Annotated in this window: 21 protein-coding genes; 11 read left to right on the top strand and 10 right to left on the bottom strand. The window is 68.3% G+C overall.

The features are described 5' to 3' along the window. Positions 1-268 precede the first annotated feature (268 nt). The 10 genes from metG (at position 269) to KA383_00995 (ending at position 12,171) form a co-directional block, all read left to right on the top strand. Positions 269-1,954 (top strand): methionine--tRNA ligase, encoded by a 1,686-nt coding sequence (gene metG, locus KA383_01040; GenBank protein ID MBP7744686.1) that lies wholly within the window; start codon positions 269-271, stop codon positions 1,952-1,954. 4 nt (positions 1,955-1,958) lie between these two features. Beyond that, on the top strand, positions 1,959-2,582 hold the full coding sequence (locus tag KA383_01035; protein MBP7744685.1) for a hypothetical protein: 624 nt from the start codon (positions 1,959-1,961) through the stop codon (positions 2,580-2,582). A 146-nt stretch (positions 2,583-2,728) separates the two neighbouring features. Further along, positions 2,729-3,397 (top strand): DUF1449 family protein, encoded by a 669-nt coding sequence (locus KA383_01030; GenBank protein ID MBP7744684.1) that lies wholly within the window; start codon positions 2,729-2,731, stop codon positions 3,395-3,397. Next, positions 3,394-5,280, top strand: coding sequence for a hypothetical protein (locus KA383_01025; protein MBP7744683.1), 1,887 nt, complete (start codon positions 3,394-3,396; stop codon positions 5,278-5,280). The genes KA383_01030 and KA383_01025 overlap by 4 nt, the downstream gene beginning before the upstream one ends. Before the next feature lie 67 nt (positions 5,281-5,347). Continuing rightward, on the top strand, positions 5,348-6,706 hold the full coding sequence (locus KA383_01020; GenBank protein ID MBP7744682.1) for a 50S ribosome-binding GTPase: 1,359 nt from the start codon (positions 5,348-5,350) through the stop codon (positions 6,704-6,706). 670 nt (positions 6,707-7,376) lie between these two features. After that, on the top strand, positions 7,377-7,850 hold the full coding sequence (locus tag KA383_01015) for an amino acid-binding protein (protein ID MBP7744681.1): 474 nt from the start codon (positions 7,377-7,379) through the stop codon (positions 7,848-7,850). A gap of 3 nt (positions 7,851-7,853) precedes the next feature. Further along, positions 7,854-8,360 (top strand): DUF2752 domain-containing protein, encoded by a 507-nt coding sequence (locus KA383_01010; GenBank protein MBP7744680.1) that lies wholly within the window; start codon positions 7,854-7,856, stop codon positions 8,358-8,360. A 140-nt stretch (positions 8,361-8,500) separates the two neighbouring features. Further along, positions 8,501-9,961 (top strand): hypothetical protein, encoded by a 1,461-nt coding sequence (locus KA383_01005; GenBank protein MBP7744679.1) that lies wholly within the window; start codon positions 8,501-8,503, stop codon positions 9,959-9,961. A 21-nt stretch (positions 9,962-9,982) separates the two neighbouring features. Beyond that, positions 9,983-10,261 (top strand): 30S ribosomal protein S20, encoded by a 279-nt coding sequence (gene rpsT / locus KA383_01000; GenBank protein ID MBP7744678.1) that lies wholly within the window; start codon positions 9,983-9,985, stop codon positions 10,259-10,261. A 143-nt stretch (positions 10,262-10,404) separates the two neighbouring features. After that, on the top strand, positions 10,405-12,171 hold the full coding sequence (locus KA383_00995) for a hypothetical protein (GenBank protein MBP7744677.1): 1,767 nt from the start codon (positions 10,405-10,407) through the stop codon (positions 12,169-12,171). Positions 12,172-12,458: 287 nt separating this feature from the next. On the opposite strand, the gene KA383_00990 is transcribed toward KA383_00995, so the two are convergent. From KA383_00990 to KA383_00970, 5 genes are all read right to left on the bottom strand, one after another. Beyond that, a complete protein-coding gene (locus tag KA383_00990) occupies positions 12,459-12,740 on the bottom strand; it encodes a hypothetical protein (GenBank protein ID MBP7744676.1) in 282 nt (93 codons plus the stop codon). 907 nt (positions 12,741-13,647) lie between these two features. Next, positions 13,648-14,679: a Holliday junction branch migration DNA helicase RuvB gene (ruvB, locus tag KA383_00985; protein MBP7744675.1), complete on the bottom strand. Its 1,032-nt coding sequence runs from the start codon at positions 14,677-14,679 to the stop codon at positions 13,648-13,650. A gap of 31 nt (positions 14,680-14,710) precedes the next feature. Continuing rightward, positions 14,711-15,325 (bottom strand): hypothetical protein, encoded by a 615-nt coding sequence (locus tag KA383_00980; protein MBP7744674.1) that lies wholly within the window; start codon positions 15,323-15,325, stop codon positions 14,711-14,713. 29 nt (positions 15,326-15,354) lie between these two features. Continuing rightward, the gene (locus KA383_00975) at positions 15,355-15,975 is read right to left on the bottom strand and encodes a Holliday junction branch migration protein RuvA (protein ID MBP7744673.1); all 621 of its coding nucleotides are present in this window, start codon (positions 15,973-15,975) and stop codon (positions 15,355-15,357) included. Next, positions 15,972-16,529, bottom strand: a complete 558-nt coding sequence (locus KA383_00970) for a crossover junction endodeoxyribonuclease RuvC (GenBank protein ID MBP7744672.1) — start codon at positions 16,527-16,529, stop codon at positions 15,972-15,974. Before KA383_00970 ends, KA383_00975 begins: the two co-directional genes overlap by 4 nt. A gap of 340 nt (positions 16,530-16,869) precedes the next feature. Here KA383_00970 and KA383_00965 point away from each other — a divergent pair, with 340 nt between their 5' ends. Then, on the top strand, positions 16,870-19,044 hold the full coding sequence (locus tag KA383_00965; protein MBP7744671.1) for a S41 family peptidase: 2,175 nt from the start codon (positions 16,870-16,872) through the stop codon (positions 19,042-19,044). Positions 19,045-19,160: 116 nt separating this feature from the next. Here KA383_00965 and KA383_00960 read toward each other — a convergent pair whose 3' ends face one another. The 5 genes from KA383_00960 to queC form a co-directional block, all read right to left on the bottom strand. Continuing rightward, positions 19,161-21,794 carry a DUF2817 domain-containing protein gene (locus KA383_00960; protein ID MBP7744670.1) on the bottom strand — a complete coding sequence of 878 codons (2,634 nt, stop codon included), beginning with the start codon at positions 21,792-21,794 and terminating at the stop codon, positions 19,161-19,163. Between the two features lie 173 nt (positions 21,795-21,967). Further along, positions 21,968-22,651, bottom strand: coding sequence for an HAD family hydrolase (locus KA383_00955; GenBank protein ID MBP7744669.1), 684 nt, complete (start codon positions 22,649-22,651; stop codon positions 21,968-21,970). 26 nt (positions 22,652-22,677) lie between these two features. Then, positions 22,678-24,018 (bottom strand): thioredoxin domain-containing protein, encoded by a 1,341-nt coding sequence (locus KA383_00950; protein MBP7744668.1) that lies wholly within the window; start codon positions 24,016-24,018, stop codon positions 22,678-22,680. Positions 24,019-24,113: 95 nt separating this feature from the next. Then, the gene (locus tag KA383_00945; GenBank protein ID MBP7744667.1) at positions 24,114-24,629 is read right to left on the bottom strand and encodes a hypothetical protein; all 516 of its coding nucleotides are present in this window, start codon (positions 24,627-24,629) and stop codon (positions 24,114-24,116) included. Between the two features lie 74 nt (positions 24,630-24,703). Beyond that, a complete protein-coding gene (gene queC / locus KA383_00940; GenBank protein ID MBP7744666.1) occupies positions 24,704-25,402 on the bottom strand; it encodes a 7-cyano-7-deazaguanine synthase QueC in 699 nt (232 codons plus the stop codon). Positions 25,403-25,424: the final 22 nt, after the last annotated feature.

Here is a 25,424-nt window from a genome sequence, read left to right as displayed (position 1 = left end):
GTGGAATTGGTTTGGTGGCGGTTGGTGGACGTGGCTGATCTGGGGCGGCATCGCGATCATTCTGTACACGATTCTGACCACGCAGCAGGCGGCCTAATCGCGCCCACCGCGAGATCGGTCGTCCACTGGACAGACCGGATCTGAAACGCGTCGATCGCTTGCCCATCGGCAGTGAATCGACGCGTTTTGCTTTGCGCCGCGCGGCGTTGCGGGTCCGCGGCGTGCGCCGTACCATCCGGCGCTTCCATCGAGTTCGGAGTCCTGAAGCATGCCGAGCCGCTATCTGGTCACCGCTGCCCTGCCTTACTCCAATAACCGGCTGCATGTCGGGCACATCGCCGGCGCCTATCTGCCGGCCGACACGTACGTGCGCTACCTGCGGGCGGCGGGCCACGAAGTCCGCTTCATCTGCGGTAGCGACGACAACGGGGTCGCGATCGAGATCTCGGCGCTCCAGGAGCAGAGCACGCCTGAGCAGATTGCCAGCCACTATCACGAGCGGCAGGCGCAGGACTTTGCCGGTCTGGAAATCGAGTTCGACGTCTATGGCGGCACGCACCATCCGGACTATGTTGCCCTGCACGAGCACTTCAGCCAGGACTTCTTCACGCGGATCCACGCCGGCGGCTACTTCACGAAGCGCCGCACCCAGCAGCTCTACGACGCGCAGGCCGGGCGCTTCCTGCCGGATCGCTTCGTGCGCGGGATCTGCCACCACTGCGGGTTCGAGCGGGCCACCGGCGACCAGTGCGAAGCCTGCGGCCAGATGATCGAGCCGCTGCTGCTGAAGAACCCGCTGAGCGTGATCACGGGGCAGCCGGCCGAGGTGCGCGAGACCACGCACTGGTACCTGCGGCTGAGCGACTTTGAAAAGCCGCTGCGCCAGTGGCTGGAGTCGAAGCAGGGGCAGTGGCGGGCGAACGTGCTGAACTTCGCGCTGGGGCAGATCAAGCAGGGCTTGCCCGAGCGCTCCATGACCCGCGACATCGCCTGGGGCGTGCCCGTGCCGCTCGATGACCCGGACGCGCGCGGCAAGGTGCTGTACGTCTGGTTCGACGCTCCGATCGGCTACATGTCGTTTACCGCGGCCTGGTGTGCCCGGCACGCCGGCGACTGGCAGGATTACCAGAAATGGTGGTGCGCTCCGGATTGCGCCATCATCCATTTCATCGGCGAGGACAACACCGTCTTCCATGCCCTGACGTGGCCGGCGATGCTGATGGCGCACGGCCGCCCGCAACTGCCCACCGCGGTGGTCGCGAACAACTTCATGAACCACAAGGTCGCGGGCGAGCTCCAGAAGATCAGCAAGAGCACGACCGCCGCCGATGCGCCCGTGTGGGTCGAGGAATACCTGAAGCGAGGGCTCGACCCCGACGCGCTGCGCTACTACCTGACGGCCCAGGCGCCCGAGGCGGCACGCACCGCGTTCGATCCCGAGGACTTCGTGACGCGGAACAATTCCGAGCTGGTCGCGGCCCTCGGCAATTTCGTCAACCGCGCGCTGACCTTCGCGGCCCGCTACTTCGAGGGCCGGGTGCCGGACCCGGCGGCACAGACCGACGCCGACCGGGCCCATCTAGCGCAGGCGGACGAGGCCCTGCGGAAAGTCGGCGCGTGCCTGGCCGAACACCGTTTCCGCAACGGCCTGGAAGAGCTGATGGCCTACGCCCGCGTCTGCAACGAGTACTTCAGTGTGCGGGCGCCGTGGTCGTCGCGCAAGGACGATCTCGCCGACTGTGCCGCGACGATTGCCACGTGCATTCACGCCATCGAGTACCTGGCGATCATGTGCTGGCCGTTCATGCCGGGCGCTGCCCGCAAGCTGCAGCGGATGCTCGGACGGCCCGCTGAGACGATCCAGTGGGCGGCGCCGCGCCCGCCGAAGTGCGGCACGCCGCTCGGTGAGCCGACGATCCTGTTTGCCAAGCTGGAGCCGGGGGCCCTGGGGTAGCGTCATGTGTACGTGCATCGAACACGCGCGCGGCTTCCGCCGCATCGGCTGCGGGCTGCTGCTTGTGCTGGCGGCGTGGGGCGGCTGCCGGCGCGCGGCCGCGCCGTCGAGTCAGCCCGTCGCCGGCCCCGAGATTGTGTTGACCTCCCCGGAGGCCGCGGCGCGCAGCCTGCTCGAAGGCTTGCGGGCCGAGCTGGCGGCCGTCGCGCGGCGGGATCACGCGGCCGCCGCGCAGCAACGCCAGCGCCTGGCGGAGCAGGTGCTGGCGCGCACGGACATCCTGGCGCGCTACAAGGCGCTGCCGGGGCATGTCGCCCAAGATGACGCGCAGGTGCTCGACACGCTAGTGAAAAGCTGGGGGGCGACGATCGCCTATTACGCCGACGGCCTGGCGCTCGATCAGCTGCGCCTGGCGGCGGCGGGCGCCGAGGGGCGCAAGGCCGTCGTGGACGTGCCGGCCCGCGTGCGCGACGATCGCGCCGTGCTCCGCATTCAATGCCTGCGCAGCGCGGATGAGCGCTGGCACGTCGGGGCGGTCGAGTTCGCGCCGGCGGAACGGTCCAGCACGGCGCCGGTAGCAACAGCGCCCGCCACGCAACCGGCCCGCGAGCCGAGTGGCGACCGCTAGCGTGACGCGGGGGTGCGTTCCACGAATCGTGCCGGTTTGTAATTTCGGGCCGGCGCTGCGCGGTTAGTATTTGAATAGAGCACCGGCGGTGGGGCCAGCACAGCTCGCGGTGGCGCGCACCGCCGACGCCGATGGGAGCGACTCACATGCAACTCCTGGAGTGGCAGAGTCTGATCTTCCTGCTGCCGATCGTGGCCGGCGCGCTGTACCTGATCCTGATGGCCCTGGGCCTGTCGTGGGGCGAGCACGGGGCCGGCGGCGACCTGGCGCACGGTCCCGCCCTGGACCATGACGCGGACCTGGATCACAGCACGGATGTTCATCCGGGCGTCGACGCGCACCCCGGCGTGCTGGCCGGGATCGCCGGCTTCCTCGGTCTGGGCAAGGTGCCGCTCGCCATCCTGGCGATGAGCTACTGCTTCGTCTGGGGCGCGGCGGGTCTGGCGAGCATCACGTGGCTGGGCCCCGCGGCGGTCTGGACGGCCATGGCGATCGCCCTCGGGGCAGCGGTGTTCGTGACGCGGCATCTGGCCGCCGGCATCGCGCGGCTGGTGCCGGCGGTCGAGACGTACGCGACGCCGGCGCGGGCGCTGCTCGGGCTGCATGGTGAAGTGCTGTATGAGGTGACGGACCGGTCCGGCGTGGTGCGGGTCTGCGACCCGGAGAATGTGCTGCACGATGTTTCGAGCCGGATCGTGACGGGTGATCTGCCGCTGCCAGCCGGGTCGCTGGTGGTGCTCAAGCGCTACGACGCGGCGGCGAACTGCTTCTACGTGGAGGCTGAGGAGTCCGCATTCGCAAGGGGAAACCGATGAGTCGCAACAGCGGGTCGATGGCGTTTGTGCTCTTTCTGGGGATCGTGGCGGGTCTGGCCCTGATCGTCGGGCCGTTCTTCGTGCCGGCGCTGCCGGATGCCTCGCGCATCGTGCTGCTGGGGTTCGGCGTGGCGCTGCTGCTGGTATTCACGGTCCTGATCGTGATCACGCGGCTGTACCGCAAGACCGCGGCCGATGAGGCGTTCGTGCGCACCGGCGTGGGCGGACGCAAGTGCATCATCGACGGCGGTGCCATCGTGATTCCGGTGGTGCACGAGGTCATTCCGGTCTCGCTCAAGACGTTCAAGCTGGACGTGGACCGGACCGGCGGCGAGGCCCTGATTACGGCCGATTTCTTGCGCGCCGACGTCAAGGCGGTGTTCTACGTGCGCGTCCAGAAGGAGCCGCAGGACATCGTCCAGGCGGCGACGTCGCTGGGCATGAGCTCGGGCAACCCGCAGGCCGTGCAGCAGCTCATCTTCGAGAAGCTGGTCTCGGCACTGCGCACGGTGGCGGCGACGCAAAAGCTGTACGACCTCAACGCGAAAAGGGCCGAGTTTGCCGAGGCGGTGCAGCGGATTGTCGAGCAGGACCTGAAGTCGAACGGCCTGACACTCGAGTCGGTCACGATTTCGAGCCTCGACCAGGCCCCGGTGCAGGCGATGCGCCCGGAAGAGAACGTGTTCGACGCGCAGGGCGTGCGGACGATCGCCGAGCAGGTCCAGGCCCAGCGCGTGGCGCGCAACTCGATCGAGCGCGAGGCCGATCAGCGCGTGAAGGAGCAGAACGTCAAGACCTCGCAGTACGTCGCGCAGCAGGAAGTGATCGAGGCCCGCGCGAAGGTCGAAGCTGAGGCCGCCAAGAACATCGCCGCCGCCGAGAACCAGCAGAAGGCCGCCACGTTCGCGGCGCAGCAGAACAAGCTGGCTGGCGTCGCTCGCGTCCAGGCCGAGCGCGAGGTGAAGCTCGCCACCGTCCAGCAGACCCGCGACATCCAGGTGGCGGACCAGGAGCGCGAGAAGGCGGCCCTCGTCGCCGGCGTGGAGAAGGAGAAGGCGGTCGAGCTCGCGCGGCGCGAGCAGCAGATCACCGTCGCCGAGGCGGAGAAGCGCCGGGCTTCCGCCGAGGCCGCGCAGCTCGAGGCCGAGCAGGAGCGCAAGGCCGCCGAGCAAGCGGTCGTGACCGTGCAGGTCCGTGCCACGGCCGAGCGCGAGAAGGAAAAGGCCGTGATCACCAAGCAGGCCGAGGTCGAGCAGCAGCGGATCGAGCAGCAGATGCACGCCGACGTGGCCGCGTACGCCGCGGTGAAGCACGCCGAAGGCGAGCAGCTCGCCGCGGACAAGCAGGCCTCGGCGCGGATCACGCTGGCCGAGGCGACCAAGCAGGCCAAGTCACTGGAGGCCGAGGCCGAGCGGGCCGTGCAGATGGTGCCGGTCAACGTGGCGCAGGAGCAGGTGAAGGTGCAGGACGCGCAGGTGTCGGTGAAGATCCGCGACCTCGAAGGCCAGGCGCGCTTCGAGAAGATCGCCCGCGAACTGCAGGTCGAGCTGGCCAAGATCGCGGCCGACAAGGACGCGCGCATCGCCGCGGCACAAGCGTTCGGACAGGCGCTGGCCAACGCCCACATGACGGTCTGGGGCGACCCGACCACGGTGCAGCGAATGACCGCCGCGTTCTTCCAGGGCCAATCGGCCGGCATGTTTGTCGAGGGTCTCGACCGCTCATTGCCGCCGGATGCGAAGAAGGCTGCGGTTGCCGGGGCCGCCGCCGTCGGCGCCACCATCGGCGCCGTCGCCAAGAAGGTCGTCGACATGGCGACCGGCAAGAATGACCCGGCTGAACCGGGCGCGCGGCGCAATCCGCCCGCGCAAGACGAGGCGTAGTTGCGGTCCGGGCCGGTCTACCGCGGGGTGACCGGCCCAGCGCATGTCCCGCTCCGGAGTTCGTGCTATGCAGGTCCCGGCGCTCAGCGACACGATCGTGGCCGTCTCCACCGGCTGGCAGCCGGCCGCGCTCGGCATTGTCCGCCTGAGTGGCCCGGACGCGTTCGCGCTGGTCGGGGAGCTGGGGCCCGTGCCGCCGGCGACGGCCCCGGCCTGGACGGACGCGCGGGTGCGCCTGGACGACGTCCACACTCTGCCGGCCACGGCCTACTGGTTTCGCGCGCCGCGCAGCTACACCGGGCAGGACCTGGTGGAGCTGCATGTCGTCGGCTGCCTGCCGCTGCTGCGGGCCCTGTCCGCCCGGCTGCTGGAATGCGGCGCCCGACGGGCGCTGCCCGGCGAGTTCACCGCCCGCGCTTTCCTGAACGGGCGCCTCGCAGCGCGGCAGGTCGCGGGCGTGCTCAACCTCATGCAGGCGCAGCACGCCGCCGACGTGCGCGAGGCGGCGCGGCTGGCGCGCGGGGACGCTCGTCGACGGATCGCGGACCTCCGCGAACGCGTGACGCGCCTGCTGGCGCTGATCGAGGCGGGGATCGATTTCGCGGATGAAGACGACGTGCGGTTTATCGCGCCGGCCGAGGTGGTCGCGACGCTTGACGGGCTGCTGGCGGACCTCGACGCCGTCGAGGCGCGGTCCGGCCACGATCCGCACCTCGGGCGCCCGCACGTCGCGCTGGGGGGTTTGCCCAATGCGGGCAAGAGCACGCTCTTCAACGCCCTCGTGGGGTACGAGCGTGCGCTGGTGTCGCCGGTGCTGGGCACGACGCGCGATGTGCTCTCGGCCGAGGTGGAATTCGGCGGCCTCGCCGCCGTGCTGCAGGACTGTGCCGGGCTGGGGTCCAGCGCCGATGACCTCGAGCTCGCCAGCCACCTGGCGAGCGAACGCGCCGCCCAACAGGCGGACCTCGTGCTGTGGGTGCATGCGGCGGACACGCGGTGGGACACGCGCGAAACCACCGCCCTCGAGCGGATCGGTCCGGCGAAGCTGATTCTCGTGGTCAGCAAGGCGGATCTGGCGTCGGTTGTGACGGAGCCCACGCCGGAGCAGAGATTCGTCGCGGAGGTGCGGGTGAGCGCGCCGCGCGGCACAGGCCTGCAGGAATTGCGCGCGGTTGTTTCGCGCGAGTTGGGCGAATGCACGGCGGCGCGAAGCGGCGGACCGGCGGTTGGCGAGTTGCGGGTGGCGTGCGCGGCGTTGCGGCGGGCGAAGGAATTGGCCGCGACGTCGGGCGGGGTCTTGTCTTTGCCGGAGCTGATCTGCGTCGAGTTGCGGACAGCGTTCCAAGTCTTTTTCTCTGAGACATTTGCGCCGCTTGACGAGCGCTTGCTCGACCGCATCTACGCGGAGTTTTGTGTCGGAAAGTAGGGCTGTGGAGACTTGGACATGGCGCGGCGATGTAGCCTGACCGGCCGGCGGGGATGCCGGCCGTACTTGGGCCTGAGCGCGGTCCGTGCGCGATTACGGGCGCCCCTCCAATACCACGTTGGATTTCCTCAACTTTTTCGGCGACCCAACCGATCTAACGGTTGCGGCCCGCGGCGCGCTTTTGCGTAAGCCCTGCAGCGGGCAGGATTTTGACGAGCGCGGTTGCACAGCGCTATACTTCAGGAGGAGTAGATACCGGACCCTGTGGAGTAGGGTCAGTCGTATCTGGCTTCTTTCCCCTCCGGAGAGCACCGGGTCGCCTTCGGGCCCCTGGTGCCCTCTTTTTTTGCGCGATGCCGGCGAACGCCGCCGGGCGGGTGGCAGCAGTTGCGTCCGGCGGCCGCGCGGCCGCGCGTGCCCAAGTGATATAATCCCTCGGTGGTATGGCAAGCCCGCGTATGCGCCCCAGACCGACCAGCGCGGCACGTGCCAGCGCGGAGGCGTGGTGGGATGCGAGACCCTCGGGCAGCTTGCGATCCCGCGACCGAAGTGATACACACATCCTGCATTCACGTCCGGAGCCGGCGTGCCGCCAGCGTGCGTGGTTGCCATGCGGCCGCGGGCCAGTCTGACCCGCGGTAACGCGCCTCGAACCTAAGGAGCGACAGCGATGAAGGCGTACAACGGCGCGACGAGAACGGACACCCAGTTCTCCGTGTTCCTGGCTAACAAGCCCAACGTCCTCGCCCAGGTCTGTCAGCGCCTCGCGGACGACCGCGTGAACATCCTGGCCTTGAGCATGATGGATGCCACCGAGCACGGCGTGTTGCGGCTGGTGGTGGAGAACCCCGACCGCGCCCGCCAGTGTCTCACCGCGCTCAACGTTCCGACGGCGGAAACCACCGTCCTGCTCACGACGCTCCCCAATCGGCCGGGTGCCATGGCCGATGTTGTCGCGCGCCTGGCCAGCAACCACATCGGAGTCAACTACGCCTATTGCACGACCGGGGCGGCGGGCGGCCAGACGCTCGGTGTCTTCCGCGTCTCCGACTTCAAGAAAGCTGCGCAGGTGCTGGACGAGCGGAAACCCCGGCGCAAGCTGGCCGAGACGGCGCGGACGCCGTCACGTCCCCGACGGATGTAGTCCTTGACCGACGCGCTGGAGGAAAAGCCGGTCCCCCCGACGACGTGGAGTCCGCCGCGCCCCGCGTCTCGCACGGCCCACGTGCGGCTGTGGGCCGGCGTGGTGTTGCTGGGCTGCGCCGGTTTGCTCGGCCTCGCCGCGTACCTGCAGCCGGACCCGCGCGGCTACGGGACGCACAGCCAGCTCGGCACCGGCCCGTGCGGCATGCTGATCATGACGGGCTATCCGTGCCCCACCTGTGGGATGACCACCGCGTTCGCTTACACGGTGCGTGGTCAGTGGCTGCGGGCCTTGTGGGCGCAGCCAGGCGGGTTCATCCTGGCGCTGGCGACGGGCGCAACGGGGCTGGTCGCGGCGTGGATGGTGATGGCGGGGCGCTGGCCGCGTGTGAACGTCTGGTTTATTACGCCGTACCGGGCGTTTCTGGCGCTGTTGATCCTGCTGCTGGGGAGCTGGGCCTTCAAGGTGGTGGCGGGCCTGCTGGACGGCGGCTTGCCGCTGCGGCCGTGAGGATCCGGCTGGCGGGTCCGGGGGTGCTTCTACTCGGCGGCGCTTTCGGTTATACTCGGCCCACTCTGGAGTTGTGGCGCGGTCCGGGGCCGTGGTAGAAGGGCGGCCCTGCGCCGTCGACGCGAACGCAAAGAACCGGGATGGCCAAGGCAGAGAAGACAACCGAGCCGCCGCAGAAGCCCGAGTTCTCGGATGCGGACAAGGCGCGCGCCCGCCAGTGGTTCAAGAAGGCGATGGATTGTCGGGAACGCCGCGAGTACGACTACGCGATCGAGTGCTACATCACCGGGCTGAACTACTGGCCGGAAGCGGTTGAAGAGGGGCACATGCCCTTGCGGTCGCTGGCGGTGCAGCGGCAGCAAGCCGGGGGCAAGAAGCCCGGGCTGATGGACGGGATCAAGCGTTCGATCAGCGGCAAGGATCCCAAGCAGAATATGTTCAACGCGGAGCACCTCCTGAGCATGGACCCGCCGAACGGGAGCTACGCGGAGGGCCTGCTGAAGAACGCGATCAAGGCGGGCTACCTGGAGACGGCGAAGTGGGTGGCGCCGCTGGTGTTCGACGCGCTCCGCAAAGACAAGAAACCGAACAAGGGGCGGTTTCGAACGTTTCGCGATTCGCTGGTGGAGGCGGCGGAGCTGGCGGACGCGCGCGGGGAATCGGCCCTGGAGACCTGGTTCCTGGATCAGGCGGTCAGCTCGCTGGAGTACGCCATCGTGCGTTTGCCGGCGGACGATGATTTGCGGAACGAGCAGCGGGACTTGGCCGGCAAGCTGACGATTTCACGCGGGAAATACCAGGACGCGGGCGATTTCCGCGAGTCGTTGCGTGACGCGGACAAGCAGAAGCTGCTGCACGACGCGGAGCGGGTGCAACAGGGCGAGGACACCCTGGAGGCGCTGGTCAGTGCGGCGAAGCGCGAGTGGGAAGCCAGCCCCGATTCGCAGAGCAAGCTGAACGCGTACGTGGACCTGCTGCTGCGGGCCGAGCGTAAGCCGCAGGAGGATGAGGCGATCGCGCTGTTGCGGGCCGCGTACGACAAGACCCGCAACTACAGCCTGAAACTCAAAGCCGACGACATTTTGCTGCGGCAGTTGGCGCGTGAGGCCCGGGCCCTGGCGGCGAAGGCGCGCGAGACGGGCTCCGCGGACGACCGGCAGCAGGCGCGGCTGGCCGCGCTGGAGCAGCGCCAGACCGCGCTCGGCGTGTTCCGCGAGCGGGTCGCGAAGTACCCCACCGACCTGCGCCTCAAGTTCAAGCTGGGCTCGATCCTGTTCGAGGCCGGCGAGTACGACGAGGCGATCCCGATGCTGCAGGCTGCGCAGGGTGACCCGCGCAGCCGGGATCGCTGCGAGCTGATGATGGGCCGCGCCTTTTTCGAAAAGGGCGACCCCGTGCAGGCCGCGGCGGTGCTGAACGAGGCGCTGGCCCACGCCGAACTGGCGGACGATTTCAGCAAGGATCTCTTGTACTGGCTGGGGCGCGCCCAGGAGGCGGCCGGCAACGCAGCCGCGGCCAAGGACGCGTTTGGGCGCCTGCTCCGCCAGGACTACAATTTCATGGACGGCGACGCCCGGAAACGACTCGAAAGTCTGCAGTGATGGACGCTTGAAGGAGGTCTTGTGGCTCATTCGCTCTCATCGAAGAAACGCATTCGACAGAACGCCACCCGTCGGGCGCGGAACCGCGCGCGGCGCAGCGCCCTGCGCGGCAAGCTGCGCAAGTGCAACGAGACGCTGCTGCGCGGCACGCCCGGCGACGCGGACGCGGCCCTGCGCACGACCGCGCAGGCCCTCGATCGGGCCGCCAATCAACGCACGCTCCACCGCAATGCCGCCGCCCGCCGCAAGAGCCGGCTGGCTCGGCGCGTCAACGCGCTGAAGCAGAAATCGGCGAATTGAGCCAGCGGCGGGGCGCGCGGGGTCCTGCCAGCGTGCGGTGCCGACTGGGCCGCGCGCGGCCGGTGCTGTTCGCGCCCGATCAAGTGCGCTTCCGGAACCGTCGATGGGTAGGATGAACTCGTACCCGCAGGCAGTATCGGACTGTGTTTAACGCCATCCACGTCTCGCATGAAGCGGTGCATAAGGTCGGGGGCATCGGCACCGTCCTCGAAGGCCTGATCAACAGTCGGCCCTATCGCGACGGCGTGGGCCGCACCGTGCTGGTCTGCCCGCTTTACTACCCGGACAATCCCGAGCGCCTCGGCCCCGGCGGCGTCATCGAGTACTCCTCGCTGGATCAGCGCCAGGACGGGCCCTACGCGCAGGCCTTTCGCCAGATCGAGCGCGACTACGGCGTGCGGCTGGTCTACGGGCGCCGGCCGCTTGAGGATGAGCCGTCGGCCCGCCGCACCGTCTGCGAAGTGCTCCTCGTCGATCTGCGCGGCATCCTTATGCCGCGCGTGAACGAGCTGAAGGGGCGGTTGTGGGAGCACTTCGGCCTGCGCTCGGACTCGTACGAGCACATCTGGGAATACGAGCAATACGTGCGGCTGGCCCCGCCGGTGGTGGCGGCGGCGGAGGCCCTGCGGCTGGGGACGAAGGACGCGCCGGCGGTGGTGTTTGCGCACGAGTTCGTGGGCGTGCCCACGGCGCTGGCGCTGCAGGCCCAGCACCCGCAGCGCTATCGCACGCTGTTCTATGCCCACGAGGTCGCGCCCGTTCGCCGAATCGTCGAGCGCCACCCCGGGCACGACGTGATGTTCTACAACGCGCTGCGGGCGGCGGCGGACGGCGATCTGTACCTGGAGCACGTCTTCGGCCCGCAGCACGACTACCACAAGTACGCGGTAGTCGAGGCGGCCCGGCACTGCGACGGGCTGCTCGCGGTCGGGCACCGCGTCGTCGATGAACTGCGCTTCGTCAATCGCGACTTCGACGACGCTGACATCATGCTGGCGTACAACGGCGTGCCGTCGCGGCCGATCAAGCTCGAAGACCGGCAGGCCAGCCGTGCGCGGGTCGGGGCGTACTGCGAGAACCTGCTCGGCTGGCGGCCCGACCGCGTGTTCACGCACGTGACGCGCATGGCGCAGAGCAAGGCCATGTGGCGCGACGTCGACGTGCTCATGGCGCTCGACGAGAAATTCGTCGCGCATGGCCAGCGGGCCGTGATGCTGGTGCTGTCCACCGACCAGCCGCGGCGCTCGGCGGCGGATGTCCTGCACATGGAGCAGACGTGGGACTGGCCGCTCACGCATCGCGAAGGGCCGCCCGATCTCTCGCCCGGCGAGGCGCGTTACTACCAGTGGGTGCAGGCCTTCAACGCGCGGGCCCGCAACACCCGGATCATCTACATCAACCAGTTTGGCTTCGGCCGCGAGCGCGGCGGCCGCCGCGTGCCGGAAGACCTCGAGTTCCTCGACATCCGCCGGGCCAGCGACGTCGAGTTCGGCCTGAGCCTGTACGAGCCGTTCGGGATCTCGCCGCTGGAGACGCTCACGTACGGCGGGTTGTGCCTGGTGAGCACGACCTGCGGCTGCACGGGTTTCCTGAAGAAAGTCATGGGCACGAAGCGCGTGCCGAACGTCATCCTCGCGAACTACATCGACCAGGTGCGCCGGCCGCGGACGGTGAAGGACTCGCTGGCGATCGAGGCGGACGAACGGCGGGAAGTCGAGGTCAAGCTCGCCGAGCAGCTCGCCGACCAGGTCTTCAAGCGCCTGCCGCAGTCGCCGGAGGATGAGGCCAAACTGGTGCAGGCGGGGCATGGCCTGGCGAAGGAGATGGGGTGGGACGTGGTCGCGGAGCGTTTCGTGTTTCCGGCGATTCGGCGGGCCTGTGCGCGGCGGCGCATTCTGAGCGTCGCATAGCTGGCGGCGTGGGAACGTGAGCGCGCGGGTACGGCGGGGGAGTGCGCACCTATCTTGGTAATTTGGTGGTTCTCTTCGGGCGCGCGAAGGTCCTGCTGAGCCGTTGCGGTCGCTTGATTTCCCCCGGGTCTCAGACGGCGCGCACCGTGGCTGGTGCGCGGCGTCCGCCCCCCGCCGCACGTCGCGGGCGCGTATCGCCGCGCGACGGCGCGCCGGACCGGGCCGCCGCTCGCGGCCCGCCGCGCGCTTCCCCGCTCGGCCGGCGACGTGCGTCGCGCATGCCGGAGCTACACGTACATGTCGAGGTGGCCGGCTTGGAAGCCGCTGACGCTGGACGCCACCTGGATGCTACCGGTGGCGTCGAGGACGTCGGCGAACTGCCGTGCCGAAGAGCTCAGTTGCTCAAGCGCCGAGGGCGCGCGGGCGAAATTGGAGCCCGCGTCCCGCTGACGCAGTTGGGCGTGCGCTGTGCTCTCCACGACCCGCTGCTCCGGCTGCGGACGGCTCACGGGTGTCAGCGCCGCACCAGCCGCCGCCGCCGCTCCCACTGAGAAATCCTGGCCGAACATGACAACGCTCCGATCGGCGAAACGCCGAAACGGAAGTTGCGCGTCCCTGGAAGTGATCGTGTCCCGTAACCCAAGGGCCCGGGTAGGGGCCCGAGGGGGAGTATCCAATTCGTTCCCGCTCCCGGTCAAGTTTTCGCGACCCGGCGATGCAGAAGTTGCGGTAGCAGCTTACGGCGTCCCGTATTCGCGCGGCTGCGGGTTGACGATTGCGGCCGGGCTTTTAGGGGTGGGGGATTCCCGAATCGAACAGCGCTGGTGGCCACATGCGCAGCTCGGACCGGAGGCTGCCCTCGCGCGCTCTACGTCCGGATACTGGGGCGAGCGCCACGATAACCGGCGCGTAGTCCGATCCGGCGGCTCAGAATCCGTGTTCATCCGTGCTTATCCGTGGCCGTCAAGTCTCTGGTGACCGTACCGCCGCACTCCGGACACACGCCGCTGATGTTGCCGGTGAGATCGTACCCGCAATTGTGGCAGGTGCCGGGCTTGCGACCGCGGCTACGGTACCAGCAGATGCACGAGAGCCCCGCAGACAGCACCGGCGGGATCCACAGGGGAACGCAGACGCAGCCCACCCGTGGTTCTGCCCAGATCGATATCGATGGCCAAGGTCGTCCTTCCACCGCCTGCAAGTAGCACCAAGTGAGGCCCGCTTCGCCGTGCCCAGTGGTCCACCAGTAACAACACGCCTGACGCCAGCAAATCATGCAGCCGATGCCTGCTTTCTCGCTCCACGGGCCGACCCAAAGGCGATAGCTGAACGGGTACACGGCCAAGAGCAGCACGGCGAGCAGGCTCGTTGCCCAAGCGCCTATGCGGAATCCACGCCGTGAGATTCTCATCGTGTCATTGTACTACGGCTGACTCACGTGGATTCACCCGTCGTGGTGAAGCCGGCGCCTATGCCTTACGCGTCGAACAGGCCTGGCTCGTTATTGGCCCGCTTCGGCGTTGCGAGGCCCAGGTGCTCGTACGCCGCCGGGCGGGCGACTCGGCCGCGCGGAGTGCGGATGACGAAGCCGATCTGCAGCAGGTACGGCTCGACCACGTCTTCGAGCGTGTCGCGTTCGTGGCCCATCGTCGCCGCGATCGCCTCGATCCCCGCCGGGCCGCCGTCGTAGTGCTTGATCAGCGATTGCAGGTACGCGCGGTCGAGATTGTCGAGCCCCAGCCGGTCGATCTGCAGAATGTCGAGCGCCATGTCCACGACCGCCGGCGTCAGCGTGCCGTCGCCGCGGACATCGGCGTAATCCCGCACTCGCCGCAGCAGGCGATTCACGATCCGCGGCGTGCCGCGCGAGCGCGACGCCAGGCGCGCCAGGGCGGCGGGGTCGGCCTGGATCTTCAGCAGCGCGGCGTTGCGCTCGACGATGCGGACCAGCTCTGGTTCGGTGTAGTACTGGAGGTGGAACAGCAGGCCGAACCGGTCGCGCAGCGCCGCCGACAGCATGCCGGCCCGCGTCGTCGCGCCGACCATTGTGAAGCGCTTCAGCGCGAAATTCACCGTCCGGCCGCCTATGCCGCTCTCGGTCGTGTAGTCGACGCGGAAGTCCTCGAGCGCGGGGTACAGGAATTCCTCGACGACCTTCGCGAGCCGGTGCACCTCGTCGATGAAGAGCACGTCGCCGGTGTCGAGCTGCGTGAGCATCATCATCAGGTCGCCCTGGCGGGCGATCGCCGGCCCGCTGGTGACGCGGACGGCGGCGCCCATCTCGGTGGCGATGACGTGGGCGAGCGTGGTCTTGCCGAGCCCGGGCGGGCCGTCGAGCAGCACATGATCGAGCGGCTCGCCACGCTTGCGGGCGGCGTCGAGCGCGATGCGGAGCTGCTCGCGGACGACTTCCTGGCCGACGCACTCGTCGAGGCGCTGCGGGCGGAGGGAGGTCAGGAACCGCTCTTCGTCGGGGCCGGGTTGCGTGAAGACGCGTTCGATCGCCATGCGCAAAGGGTAGCCGGTTGTTCGCCGCGAGTTAAGGGGCCGGCCGCGCCGGCACTGTCGGGCCGGGGCCGTGTAGGCCCGTGCCGACCGGCGTGCCGCATTCCGGGCAGACGCCGGAGACGTTACCGATCAGGCTGTAGCTGCACTTGCGGCAGCAGTAGAGCCCCAAGAGGCGGACGACCTGCTCGTCTTTTACGCCCATGAGCCCGACGCGGAGCCCGGCCTTGCGGAGTGCCGTGGTGGCCTGTTGGTTGATGATCAGCAGAACAATCAGGTTCACGCAGGGCGCGAACATCAGGATTGTGTACAGCACGCAGACAATCACATGTCGCCGGAGCGCGACCATGAGGGTGACGACCGTGACGGCGACGCCGATCATCGTAGCGAACAGGATTACCACGAGAAGGGTGAACATGAGCGGATTACTAAACGACTGCGTGCGCAAGAACACCTGCAGTGCGAGCAGCCCCAGTACCAACCACAGAAGCAGGCGCTGCCGACGGGCCACGGTGCGCAGGTCCACGCCCTCTCGCACCCAGCCCGGCAACGGTGCGTCTTCGATCGCATTGAAGCCGCACGCCACGCACACCGCCGTGCCGGCGGCCATCTCCGTCCGACAGATCGGGCACACCCCGTTTGCCATCATTGCTTCCCATCCCGCGTCAAAGGCCGCGTCTACAGCGCCTGCTTCGCGCGATACGCCGCCCGGACGATGTCCTCGGGCACCTTCAGGCTCGGGTCGGCTTCCACCGCCGCCGCGATCCAGCGCTGCGCATCCGCCCGGCGATCGCCCCATTGCACGAGAATGTCGAGCGCGATCCGCTGCGCGTCGGTCAGCTCGGCGATCGGCGGCGGCACGGCCTCGGGTATCAGGAATGCCTGACAATGACCCTGCATTTCGGCCAGAATCTGGCTGGCCATCTTCTTGCCGATCTCCGGCAATGTCGTCAGCAGGCGCGTATCGCCGTGCTCGATCGCGGCGGCGAGTTGATGCGCCGGCACGCTCATCGCCCGCAGCGCCCGCCGACTGCTGATGCCCTTTACCTTCGTGAACAGGCGGAAGAAATCGCGGTCCGCCTCGGTGACGAACCCGACCAGCCGCGGGATCAGGTGCGCCCCCGCCGGATTGCCCTCGAAGTACTGCACCGTGAAGAGCGTGATGTCCTGCCCGATGTGGGTGTGGAGTTCGCCGATTGTCGCCGCGGGCACCATGACTTCGTAGCCGACGCCGCCGAGGTCGATGACAGCAGTCTCTTCCGACACGCTCACCAGTCGTCCGGTCAGCCGGCAGATCACGCGCGGGCCCTCCTCGTCGCTTTGGCCACGACGGACGCGGCACAGCGCAGCCGCGCGCCGGCCAGCGCGATCGCGATGGCGTCGGCCACGTCGCTCGGCTCGGGAATCGCGGGCAGGTGCAGCGTCGCCGCGACAGCGAGCTGCACCTGGCGTTTGCCCGCGTGGCCGTTGCCCGTCAGCAGCTTTTTCACGTTCGTGGCGGCGATGGAGATGATCTGCAATCCGTGGCGGGCGGCGCAGGCCAGGATGACGCCGCGCGCATGGGCCATCAGGATCGCCGTCCGCGGGTGTTTGTAGTGCGCGTAGAGCTCCTCGCACGCCAGCGCCTGCGGATGATGGCGCGACAGCAGCGTGGTCAGTGCGTCTTCCAGTTCGATCAATCGCGCGGTGAGTGCGTGCTCGCGCCGCAGCCGGATGACGCCGGCCTCGACGAGGTGTCCCTCGCGCGGCGTCGGTGCGGGCGCAAGCACCGCATAGCCGGTGCGCTGCAGCCCGGGGTCGATCCCGAGCACGAGCTCTGCGTCGCCGGACGGGTTCGGACGTGCCGTTGCCATGCCGGCATCATGCCGCATTTTCGGTCCCGCAAAAGGGGACCTGCGCGATTTTCCGCGCGCGGCCCGCGCGGGTGGCAGCGACTCGAACCGCCTTCTCAGGCCGGGGCCCGTCGCGGTCCGGGCGTTTTTCCGGGGCGGAGGCGGGCTGGAGGGCAGACAATACCGCGGCCGTGCTTTTTGTGGGAACTTGTCTGCGGCCGGCCGATGAGAAAGTTGCGACGTGGGCGGCGAATCCGCACGGTCGTATAATACGTACAAGGTGGGTGGAGCAGCGCTTTACCCATGCTGAGCGGCACACGGGCGGCCTGCGGGCCGCGTCGTTTTGAAAGGAAGTGTGTACATGGCAGCACGTTACGCGCGTCTGGCCTTGCTCGTCGGGCTCCTGCTGGCGCCGGTTTGGGCCGTGGCCGGGGACGAAACGCTCGCGACGGCCTACGCCGCCATCCTCCGCGGCGACTACGACGCCGGCCGGGCGACGATCGAGCGGCTGGCGACCACCGAGCACGATGCGGCTGCCGGACGTGTGCAGAACTGGCTGGAGGACTACCACAAGGTCGTCGCCTCCCGCAAGGAGCTGAAGGCCAAGACGTTCGAGTGGAACATCGAGCAGGCGCAGAAGGCGCTGGCGGACGCGAAGCCGTTTGTGGCGCTGAACTTTGTCGCGCAGGCGGTGCCCTACGCCCCCGAGGGCGACAATCTGACGAGCCTGCCGTGGGTCGTCGAGCTGACCAAGAGCGCCACCGAGACGGCCCGGCAGCTCGAGCAGGAAGATCACTGGAAGGACGCCCTGAATTACTACCTGCTGCTGACCCGCATTCACCCCAAGGACGAGGAGTTGCGCGCGGCGAGCGAGAACGCCGTGCGGCATGCGCGGATCGAGCTGGCCTACAAGGACCAGAAGTCCCTGCAGGAGCGGATCCGGCGCGTCGACAAGGGTCTGCTGCGCTCGGCCGTCAAGCTGATCGATCACCTGTACTACCGCGAGCCGGACTTCAGGGAACTCGCGACCGGGGCCTTGGACAACCTGGTGACGCTCGCCAGCGTGACCAAGCTGCGCGAGTACATGGACGGCCTCGGCAACCCGACGCTGCGCGAGCATTTCGTCAAGCGGCTGGGTGAGCTGCGCAAGGAGGTCCAGGCGGAGAAGAGCTACGGCCAGAAGGACCTGCTGCGGCTGTTCAACCAGGTGAACGATCTGAATCGCGAGAGCATCGAGATCCCCGAGAGCCTGCTGGTGGTCGAGTTCCTGGAGGGCGCGATCGGAAAACTGGACGACTACACCGGCATGATCTGGCCGGCCGACGCGGTCGATTTCGAGAAGATGATGATGGGCGGCTTCGAGGGCGTCGGCATCCAGCTCGGCATGGATGAGCGCACGAACCGCCTCAAGGTGGTCACGCCTCTGGAAAACTCGCCGGCGCTCGAGGCGGGTGTGCACCCCGACGACCTGATCATCGCCGTCGATGACCAGAGCACGTCCGGCTGGGACACCGACGACGCCGTCCGTAACATCATGGGGCCGGCCGGCACCGAGGTCGTGCTGACGATTCAGCGGCCCAGCACAGGCGAGACGATTCCCTTCAAGCTGTCGCGCCGCCGGATTGTCCTGCCGACGGTGCGGGGCCTGGAACGCGTGCCCGGCGACGCGAAGGCGTGGAACTACATGTTGGACAAGGACGCCGGCGTGGCCTACATCCGGCTGACCGGTTTTCACCCGGATTCGGCCGATGAGCTGCGCGAGGCGCTGGACGCGGCCAGGGCCCAGGGCATGAAGGGCCTGGTGCTGGACGTGCGCTACAACCCGGGCGGGCTGCTGGATGTCGCGATCGACATCGTGAGCACGTTCCTGCCGGAAGGCGAAGTCGTCTCGACGCGCGGGCGGGTGGAGTCGGATCAGCGCGAGCGCGTCGGCGGGGCCGCGGCGTACAAGGATCTGCCGCTGGTTGTGCTGGCGAACGACAGCAGCGCGAGCGCCTCCGAGATTCTGGCTGGTGCGCTGCAGGACCATCACCGCGCGCTCATCCTGGGTGAGCGGACGTTCGGCAAAGGCAGCGTGCAGCACGTGCGGCCGCTGAACGACGATGCGAAGCTGAAGCTGACGACGGCCCTGTACTATCTGCCCAGCGGGCGCAGTCCGCACAAGGCGCCGAAGGCCGAGCAGTGGGGCGTCGAGCCCGACTGGGAGCTGAAGCTGACGCCCAAGGAGCTGCGGCGGGTCATCGAGCGCGAGCGCGAGACCTACATCATTCATAACGAACAGAGTTCCGGCGAGAACAAGGCGCTCAGCGAGGACGAACGGGCGCGCGTGCTCGACGCGCTGAAGGCCGATGAGAAATCGCAAAACGAGGACCCGCCGCTGCTGAGCGAGGATGACATCAAGCAGCTCGAAGCGGATCCGAACGAAGCGCCGAAGGTCGATCCGCAGCTCGAGACGGCGCTGCTGCTGGTGCGCGTGAAGCTGGCGGCGAACCTGCCGTGGCCGCGCGAGTTCGTCGCGGCGGCCAAACAACCGTAGGGTACGCGCGGCCGGTCAGTGACGCTGCGGCTTTGTGGAACAGGGCCGTCCGCGGATGACACCGCGGGCGGCCCTGTTTCATTGGCGCTCCGGCGGTGGCGCGGACCCGCGCCCGGCTACTTCGCCGTGGCCAGCAGCATCACGAACGGGTTGATGTCACTGAACCCGAGCGCTCCGTCCTGGTTGATGTCGCCGTTCAGGATCGGGCAGGTCGGATACTGCGCTGCGTACGTCTCGGGGTTGGTCAGGGCCAGCACGAACGGGTTGATGTCCGCGAACGTCACGCTCTGGTCGCAGTTCATGTCGCCCAGCGGATACTCCGGGCCGGCCACGACGGTGAACTTGCCATCGCTCTCGTCCCAGGCGCTGTAGCCGCCGCCGCCGAGCACCGCCCGTACGCGCGCCTTGTAGTCCGTGCCCTCGGCCGGGGGCGTCCAGCTCGCGGCGGTCGCGCCCACCTCGGTCAGGGCGATGATGTCGGTCCAGGTCGTGGCGTCGCCGGTGAGCGACAAGTCGTCGATCCAGACCGTGTCGCTGCCGCCGCTCACGCCCGAGTCCTTGACGTATTCCCATTTCAGAATGTGCGTGCTACCGGCCGCGAGGCTGGTCGTGTACTGGACCCAGTTGACGTTGCCGGAGCGGTGGAGCTTCTGCACGCCGTCGATGTAGAAATTGAAGTAGTCGTAGCCGCTCTCCGAGCTGACCTTGTACCAGAAGCTCATCGTGCCGGGCTCGGCCGTGCGCGTCAGCCACGTGGACTGGCTGTGCGTGATCGTGCCGGCGCGGGCCGCGTACGTGCCGCCGTGGACGGTCCCGGTCGTCACGAACCAGGGGGCGTTGCCGCCCGTTGTGTACGTCGAGTCCAGCGCGCCGCTTTCAAAGCCGTCGGTGGTCTGCCCGGTCGCGCCGTAGTTCGCCGAGTACTGCACCTGGAACTGGGCCGTCGGGGCGCCGGTCCAGGTCACGGTCGTCGGCACGCCCGCCGTCAGCGTCTCGCCGCCATTCGGCGCCACCAGGTGCGGTGGGCCGGCCAGCGCGATATCGAGCCGCGTCGCCGGGCCCTCGACCACGGTGACCGGATAGATCACGGGGTCATAGCCGGCCGCTTCCACGCGGAGTTGATACGAGCCAGGGCGCGCCATGCGGTGATAGTCGCCAACGTCGGGATCAGTGTAGATGTTGTGGTTGCGGCCGACGATGCTGACGGTGGCGGCCAGCGGTGCGCCGGAGTAAGCGTCGGTGACAATGCCGCGCACGCCGGTGAGGCAGGTCTCCATGTACGCGAGCATCGAGTCACGGTTCTGGCTCCAGTAGGTCGGCATCTGCGAATAGGCCGGGCTCTTGGTCGTGCCGATCTCCAGCGTGACCTCGTTGCCGCCCATGTAGCGGTAGTCCCAGTCCTGCATGCCGCCGTCGATCGCGTACCACGCCGCCCCGTTCGTGATGCCGTGGTAGAACGTCGTGCTGTTCCACATCGGCAGGTTGTATTGCGAATACTGCTCGCTGATCCAGACGAACAGGTCTTCGTACGGCGTCGGCGACGGCACGGAGCCCATGTTGTCGTTGTCGAAGGGGTAGTTCGCGACCAGGGCCCCGCCGTGGAAGTTCGCCGCCAGGGTAAACGAGTGCGCGAAGCTCCAGTTCATGATGACGCCCACTTCCGCGGCCCGGCCGGTCGTGGTGTTCGGGTCGGGGTTGGGGCCCGAGCCTTCGGGGAAATTACGGTTCAGGTCGATGCCGTTGACGTTGTAACGGGTGTTGTTCATGTAGCCGTCGGGATTCATCGTCGGCACGATCCAGATTTCGACTTCGTTCACGAGGTCGGTGACGCGCGGCAGCGTGCCATAGTTCTGCAATAGGTAGTCGATCATGTTCAGGCACATGACCAGGCCGGTGACCTCGTCGCCATGGATGTTGGCAATCCACTTGAATTCCGGCTCGTCCTCCTCCACGGCCACGTTGTCGGTGATCTTCAGGGCCCAGATGTGACGGCCGGCGCTGCCCGCTGATGCGCCCAGGTCGAAGATCTGGCAGAGGTCCGGATACGTGGTCGCCCGGTTCTGGAGCGTCGACACGATGGTGTCGTAAGACGGATAGCCCGACGGCGGTCGGCCGGTGCTGGGCGGCTGCTCGTCACGCGGCCAGGCCCGCCGGCCGTCCTGATCCTGCACGCCGGGATCGGCGCCGCCGGCGATCAGCACCTCGGCCAGTTCGTCAATCAACGCACGCGCTTCGTCGGCGTCGCGCCGGTCCGCCCCCAGCACGTGCAGTGCCGTCTGCCCGTTGGCGTTCCGCGCGCCCACGTCCGCGCCGGCGGCGAGCAGAGCCCGCACGCCGTCCGAGCGCACCAGCCGCGCGGCCAGGTGCAGCGGGGTGTCGCCCTGCAAGTCGGCAACATTCACCTCGGCCCCGGCGGCGACAAGCAACTCGACGAGCGCGCCATTGCCGCCCAGGGCCGCGTGGTGCAGCGGCGTGCGCCCCAGCGCGTCACGCTGGCTGGGGTTCGCGCCAGCCTTGAGCAGCATCTGGACCAGTGTGACGTCGCCGCGCACGGCGGCCATGTGCAGCGCGGTCGTGCCGTCATTCTCGGTCGCGTTAGCGTCGTGGCCGGCGGCGAGCAGCGCGGCCGCCACGGTGCTGTCGCCGAGGCGTGCGGCCCAGTGCAGGTCGGTTTCGGCGCGGGCGGTGCCGGCGGTCAGTGTGCACAAGGCCACAGTGGTCAAGATCGCGGACAGACGACGGAAGTTCATTGGCAAGCCTCGGTGTGAGCAAGTAAGCATGGCGTCGGGATGGCAAACGTACACGGAGTTTCCATCACCAGCAGACCTCACGGTACCCTCTTCGAACGCGGAAAGCAACGCGAGAGTTCCAGGCCCGATAACGCACGGCGCTGCCAACGTGGCGCGGGCGCGCTCCCAGTTCATCAATTCCCTTCGACGAGTGCGAGCAGCCCCTTGAGGTCCGCGAACTCGAAGTCGGGCTCATGGTTGCCGATGTCGTGGATCCGGTGCGCCCGGTTGATCCAGACGCTGCGTATGCCCGCCGCCAGCGCGCCCCCGACGTCGCTGTGCAGCGAGTCGCCGACGTGCAGGACCGCGCCGCCTCGCCAGCCGGTCTGCCGCAGTGCCGCCTCGAAGATGCCGCGGTCGGGCTTGTACGAGCGCGCGTCCTCGGACGTCAGCAGCCCGGCGACGCGCAGCCCCAGCCGCGCCACGGCCGTCTCGATATCCGCGCGGTCCGCGTTGGACACGATGCAGACCGGCGTCGGGCACCGCGCGAGGAACTCGCGCACTTCCGGCTGCAGCGGGGGGTCGCGCCAATAGTCCACCAGCCCCTTGACGTACCGGTCCGGCACCACGTCGATGCCGAACGCGGTCATCGTCTCCACCAGCGTGCGCGCCTCGATTTCGAACAGGGTCGCGAAGGCAGGCCCGTTGGCGGAGTTCATCGCCTCGAAGAACCGCTCGCCCCAGATGACGCTCAGCTCGCGCGCGGACAGTGGCAGCTTCGTGTCGGCGATGATCTCGGCACACGCCGACTCGACGGCGGCGCGATCGCCGGTCGTGAGCGTGCCGTACATGTCGATGAACAGGCCGTCGAGTTGCATGGCTGGGCGCAGCCTCCGCGTAGCCACTACGGTGCCGGGGCGGAAGCCGGTTGCGTGGTGACGGGTGCCGGGCCGCCGAGCAGGAGATCCCACACCTCGAGCTTGCTCCAGTTGCGGAGGCGCTTGCCGTTCAAGTACACGACCGGCATCGCGGACAAGTCCAGCCGCGCGCCGAGCGCGATATCGCGCTGCACGCGGGCGGCGACTGCGGGGCCGTCGAACGCGGCCGTGAAGGCCGCCCGGTCCAGGCCAAGCTCCGCGGCCCAGTCTTCGAACAGCTTCTGCTCGCGTGCGTCCTGCTGCGCGACGGGGCGTGTCGGGAGTTGGTCCTGGCGCTCCCAGAGCAACGCGCGCATGGCCAGGTACGCGTCGCGTCCGCCGATCATCCGCGCCGCCTCGGCGGCCCGCGCCGCGCGGCAGGCCGAAACATTCCCGCCCGCGCTCCACCGTGGTTTCGGATTGCATTCCGGATCCTGCGGGAAGTACCGGAAGGCGACGCGCAGCCGCTGCGGGTATTTCGCGACCACGCGCTGCAGTGCCAGATGCAGCTCGCGACAGGCATGGCACTGAAAATCGCCGAATACGACGATCGTGTCGGGCGCGGCGGGGTCGCCCGCGAACAACTCGTCCTCGTCCAGCGGGATCGTCACGACCGGCTGTCGGTTGAAGTCCCACCGCACATACTCCGGATCGTTCAGCACCGCCTCGTATCTTGCCCGGTGCTCTTTCTGCAGCGAGTTGGCGATCGCCAGCCCCACGACCAGAAGGTGCAGGACGAAGGCCAGCGCGCCGGCGGTCAGCGTGGCCAGCACGAGCCGCGCGGCTGGATGGCGTGCATTCGGACGCGTCGGCGGGTGCCACGGATACGCCAGCGCGGTGAGCAGCAGCAACCCGCCATTCAGGGCGTGCGCAACGAGGCATCCGCCGCACCAGCGGTGCAGCACAGAATGCATGATGCGGATGTACTCGAGCGACTGCCACACGCCGAGCACCACGAACAGCGCGATGACTAGGTGCCACCAGCGGCCGGTGTGCGTCGGCGGCCCGACGAACAGGTACCACAGCGCGACACACGCGAAATACGCCATCCCGAACGCCGACACCGGAACCTGAATCGTGCCGGTCCTGGTCCGGAACGGCACGTACGCCTGCGGTGCGGTCAGTACGGAGGTGCAGTCGTTGTCCGGACCGCCGCCGCAGACCGCGTCGAAGAGCGCGCTCTTGGCCATGACCCGCGTCGAGACCAGGAACAGATCCAGCGAGGCGGCCCAGCCCGCGAACGCCACGATCACGCCCAGCCAGCGGATCAACTGCCGGGGTTGACGGAATTCAAGTGGCAAGACGGCCGAGGACGCGGGGGATTCCATGTTGTGCACCTGCTGCAACGCTGCGCAGCGCGTCACGGCGTTGCGCGGGGCACAGCAGTATACGGCAAGCGGTGCAGGCGCGACATGGGCGCGGCTCACTTCACGAACGTGCTGAGCGCGTCGTCGCCGTCGCTGAGCAGGCAGTCGAAGTACAGGTACCAGCGGATGCCGAGATACAGCTTGAACCCGAACAGAAGCCAGCACCCGACCTCGGCGGCGGCGTGGCGGCGGAGCGCGAGCAGAATTCCCGTCCCGATGCTCAGCAGGCCGAACTTGTAGGCCATGAGGAAGTGCTGCGGGCCCCCCAGCAGTTTGGCCGCCAGCGGGTTCATCTCGACGAAGTCGGCCGTCCCCGACTCGGCGAGCGTGTACCCGAGATCAAACACCGCCACGACCCAGACCGCGGCCAGCAGCAGCAGAATCCGTCGCGGGCGATTGAACCAGGCCCCGAAGCGCGGTCGGGCGGGCACGGCCTGTGGCGCGACCGCAGGTGGCGCCGCAGCGGGGCTGCCCGGCGCGCTCAGCGCGGCGCGGCAGGGCACGTCGCGCGTGCCGGTCGGCGCCGCCGCACGTCGCGGCGCGGGTGCCGTGATGACTTGAGACGCGGCCACGTCTCATGCATCGGGCGGCGCGGCGTGCAGTTGCAGTAAATGGAAGGTACGGTGCGGGTGTCCGCTAATCGTGGTCAGTCGGTTCCCGTGGCACTGTAGGGTGCGGGGTCCGTGAGTCCGAGTTGCCGGAACGCTTCCAGCCGCAGGCGGCAACTGTCGCAGTGCCCGCAGGCGCGTCCGGTATCGTCGGGATCATAGCAACTGCGCGTCAGGCCGTAGTCGACGCCCAGCTCACGACCGCGCGCGATGATCTGCGCCTTGGACAGGCGCAGCAGCGGCGCATGCAGGCGCACGGACTCGCCCGCAACGCCGGCACGGGTGGCGAGTGCGGCCATCTGCTCGAAGGCGGCGATGTACGTGGGCCGGCAGTCCGGATAGCCGCTGTAATCCACGGCGTTGACCCCGATGTAGATGTCCCGGGCGGCGCGCACTTCGGCCAGCGCCAGTGCGTGGGCCAGGAAGATCGTGTTGCGGGCCGGGACGTACGTGATCGGAATCTCGGCCGCATGCAGGTCGCGATCCTTCGGCACGGGAATGTCGGCGGTCAGCGCGGAGCCGCCGTACACGCGGAGATCCAGGTCGACGATCAGGTGCTCGGCGACGCGTGCGGCCTCCGCCACCCGGCGGGCGGCGTCCAGCTCCACCGCATGCCGTTGCCCATACCGAAAGCTGAGCGCGACACACCGAAAACCGTCGGCAGCCGCGATGGCCAGGGTCGTGGCGCTATCGAGTCCGCCGGAAAGAAGCACGATCGCGGTCGGGTGCGTGTTCATACGTTCAATCTATACAAGATGT

Source organism: Phycisphaerae bacterium, assembly GCA_017999985.1.
GTDB lineage: Bacteria > Planctomycetota > Phycisphaerae > UBA1845 > Fen-1342 > JAGNKU01.
The sequence above is the reverse complement of the archived record's forward strand: the minus strand, read 5'-3'. Positions and strand labels throughout refer to the sequence as shown.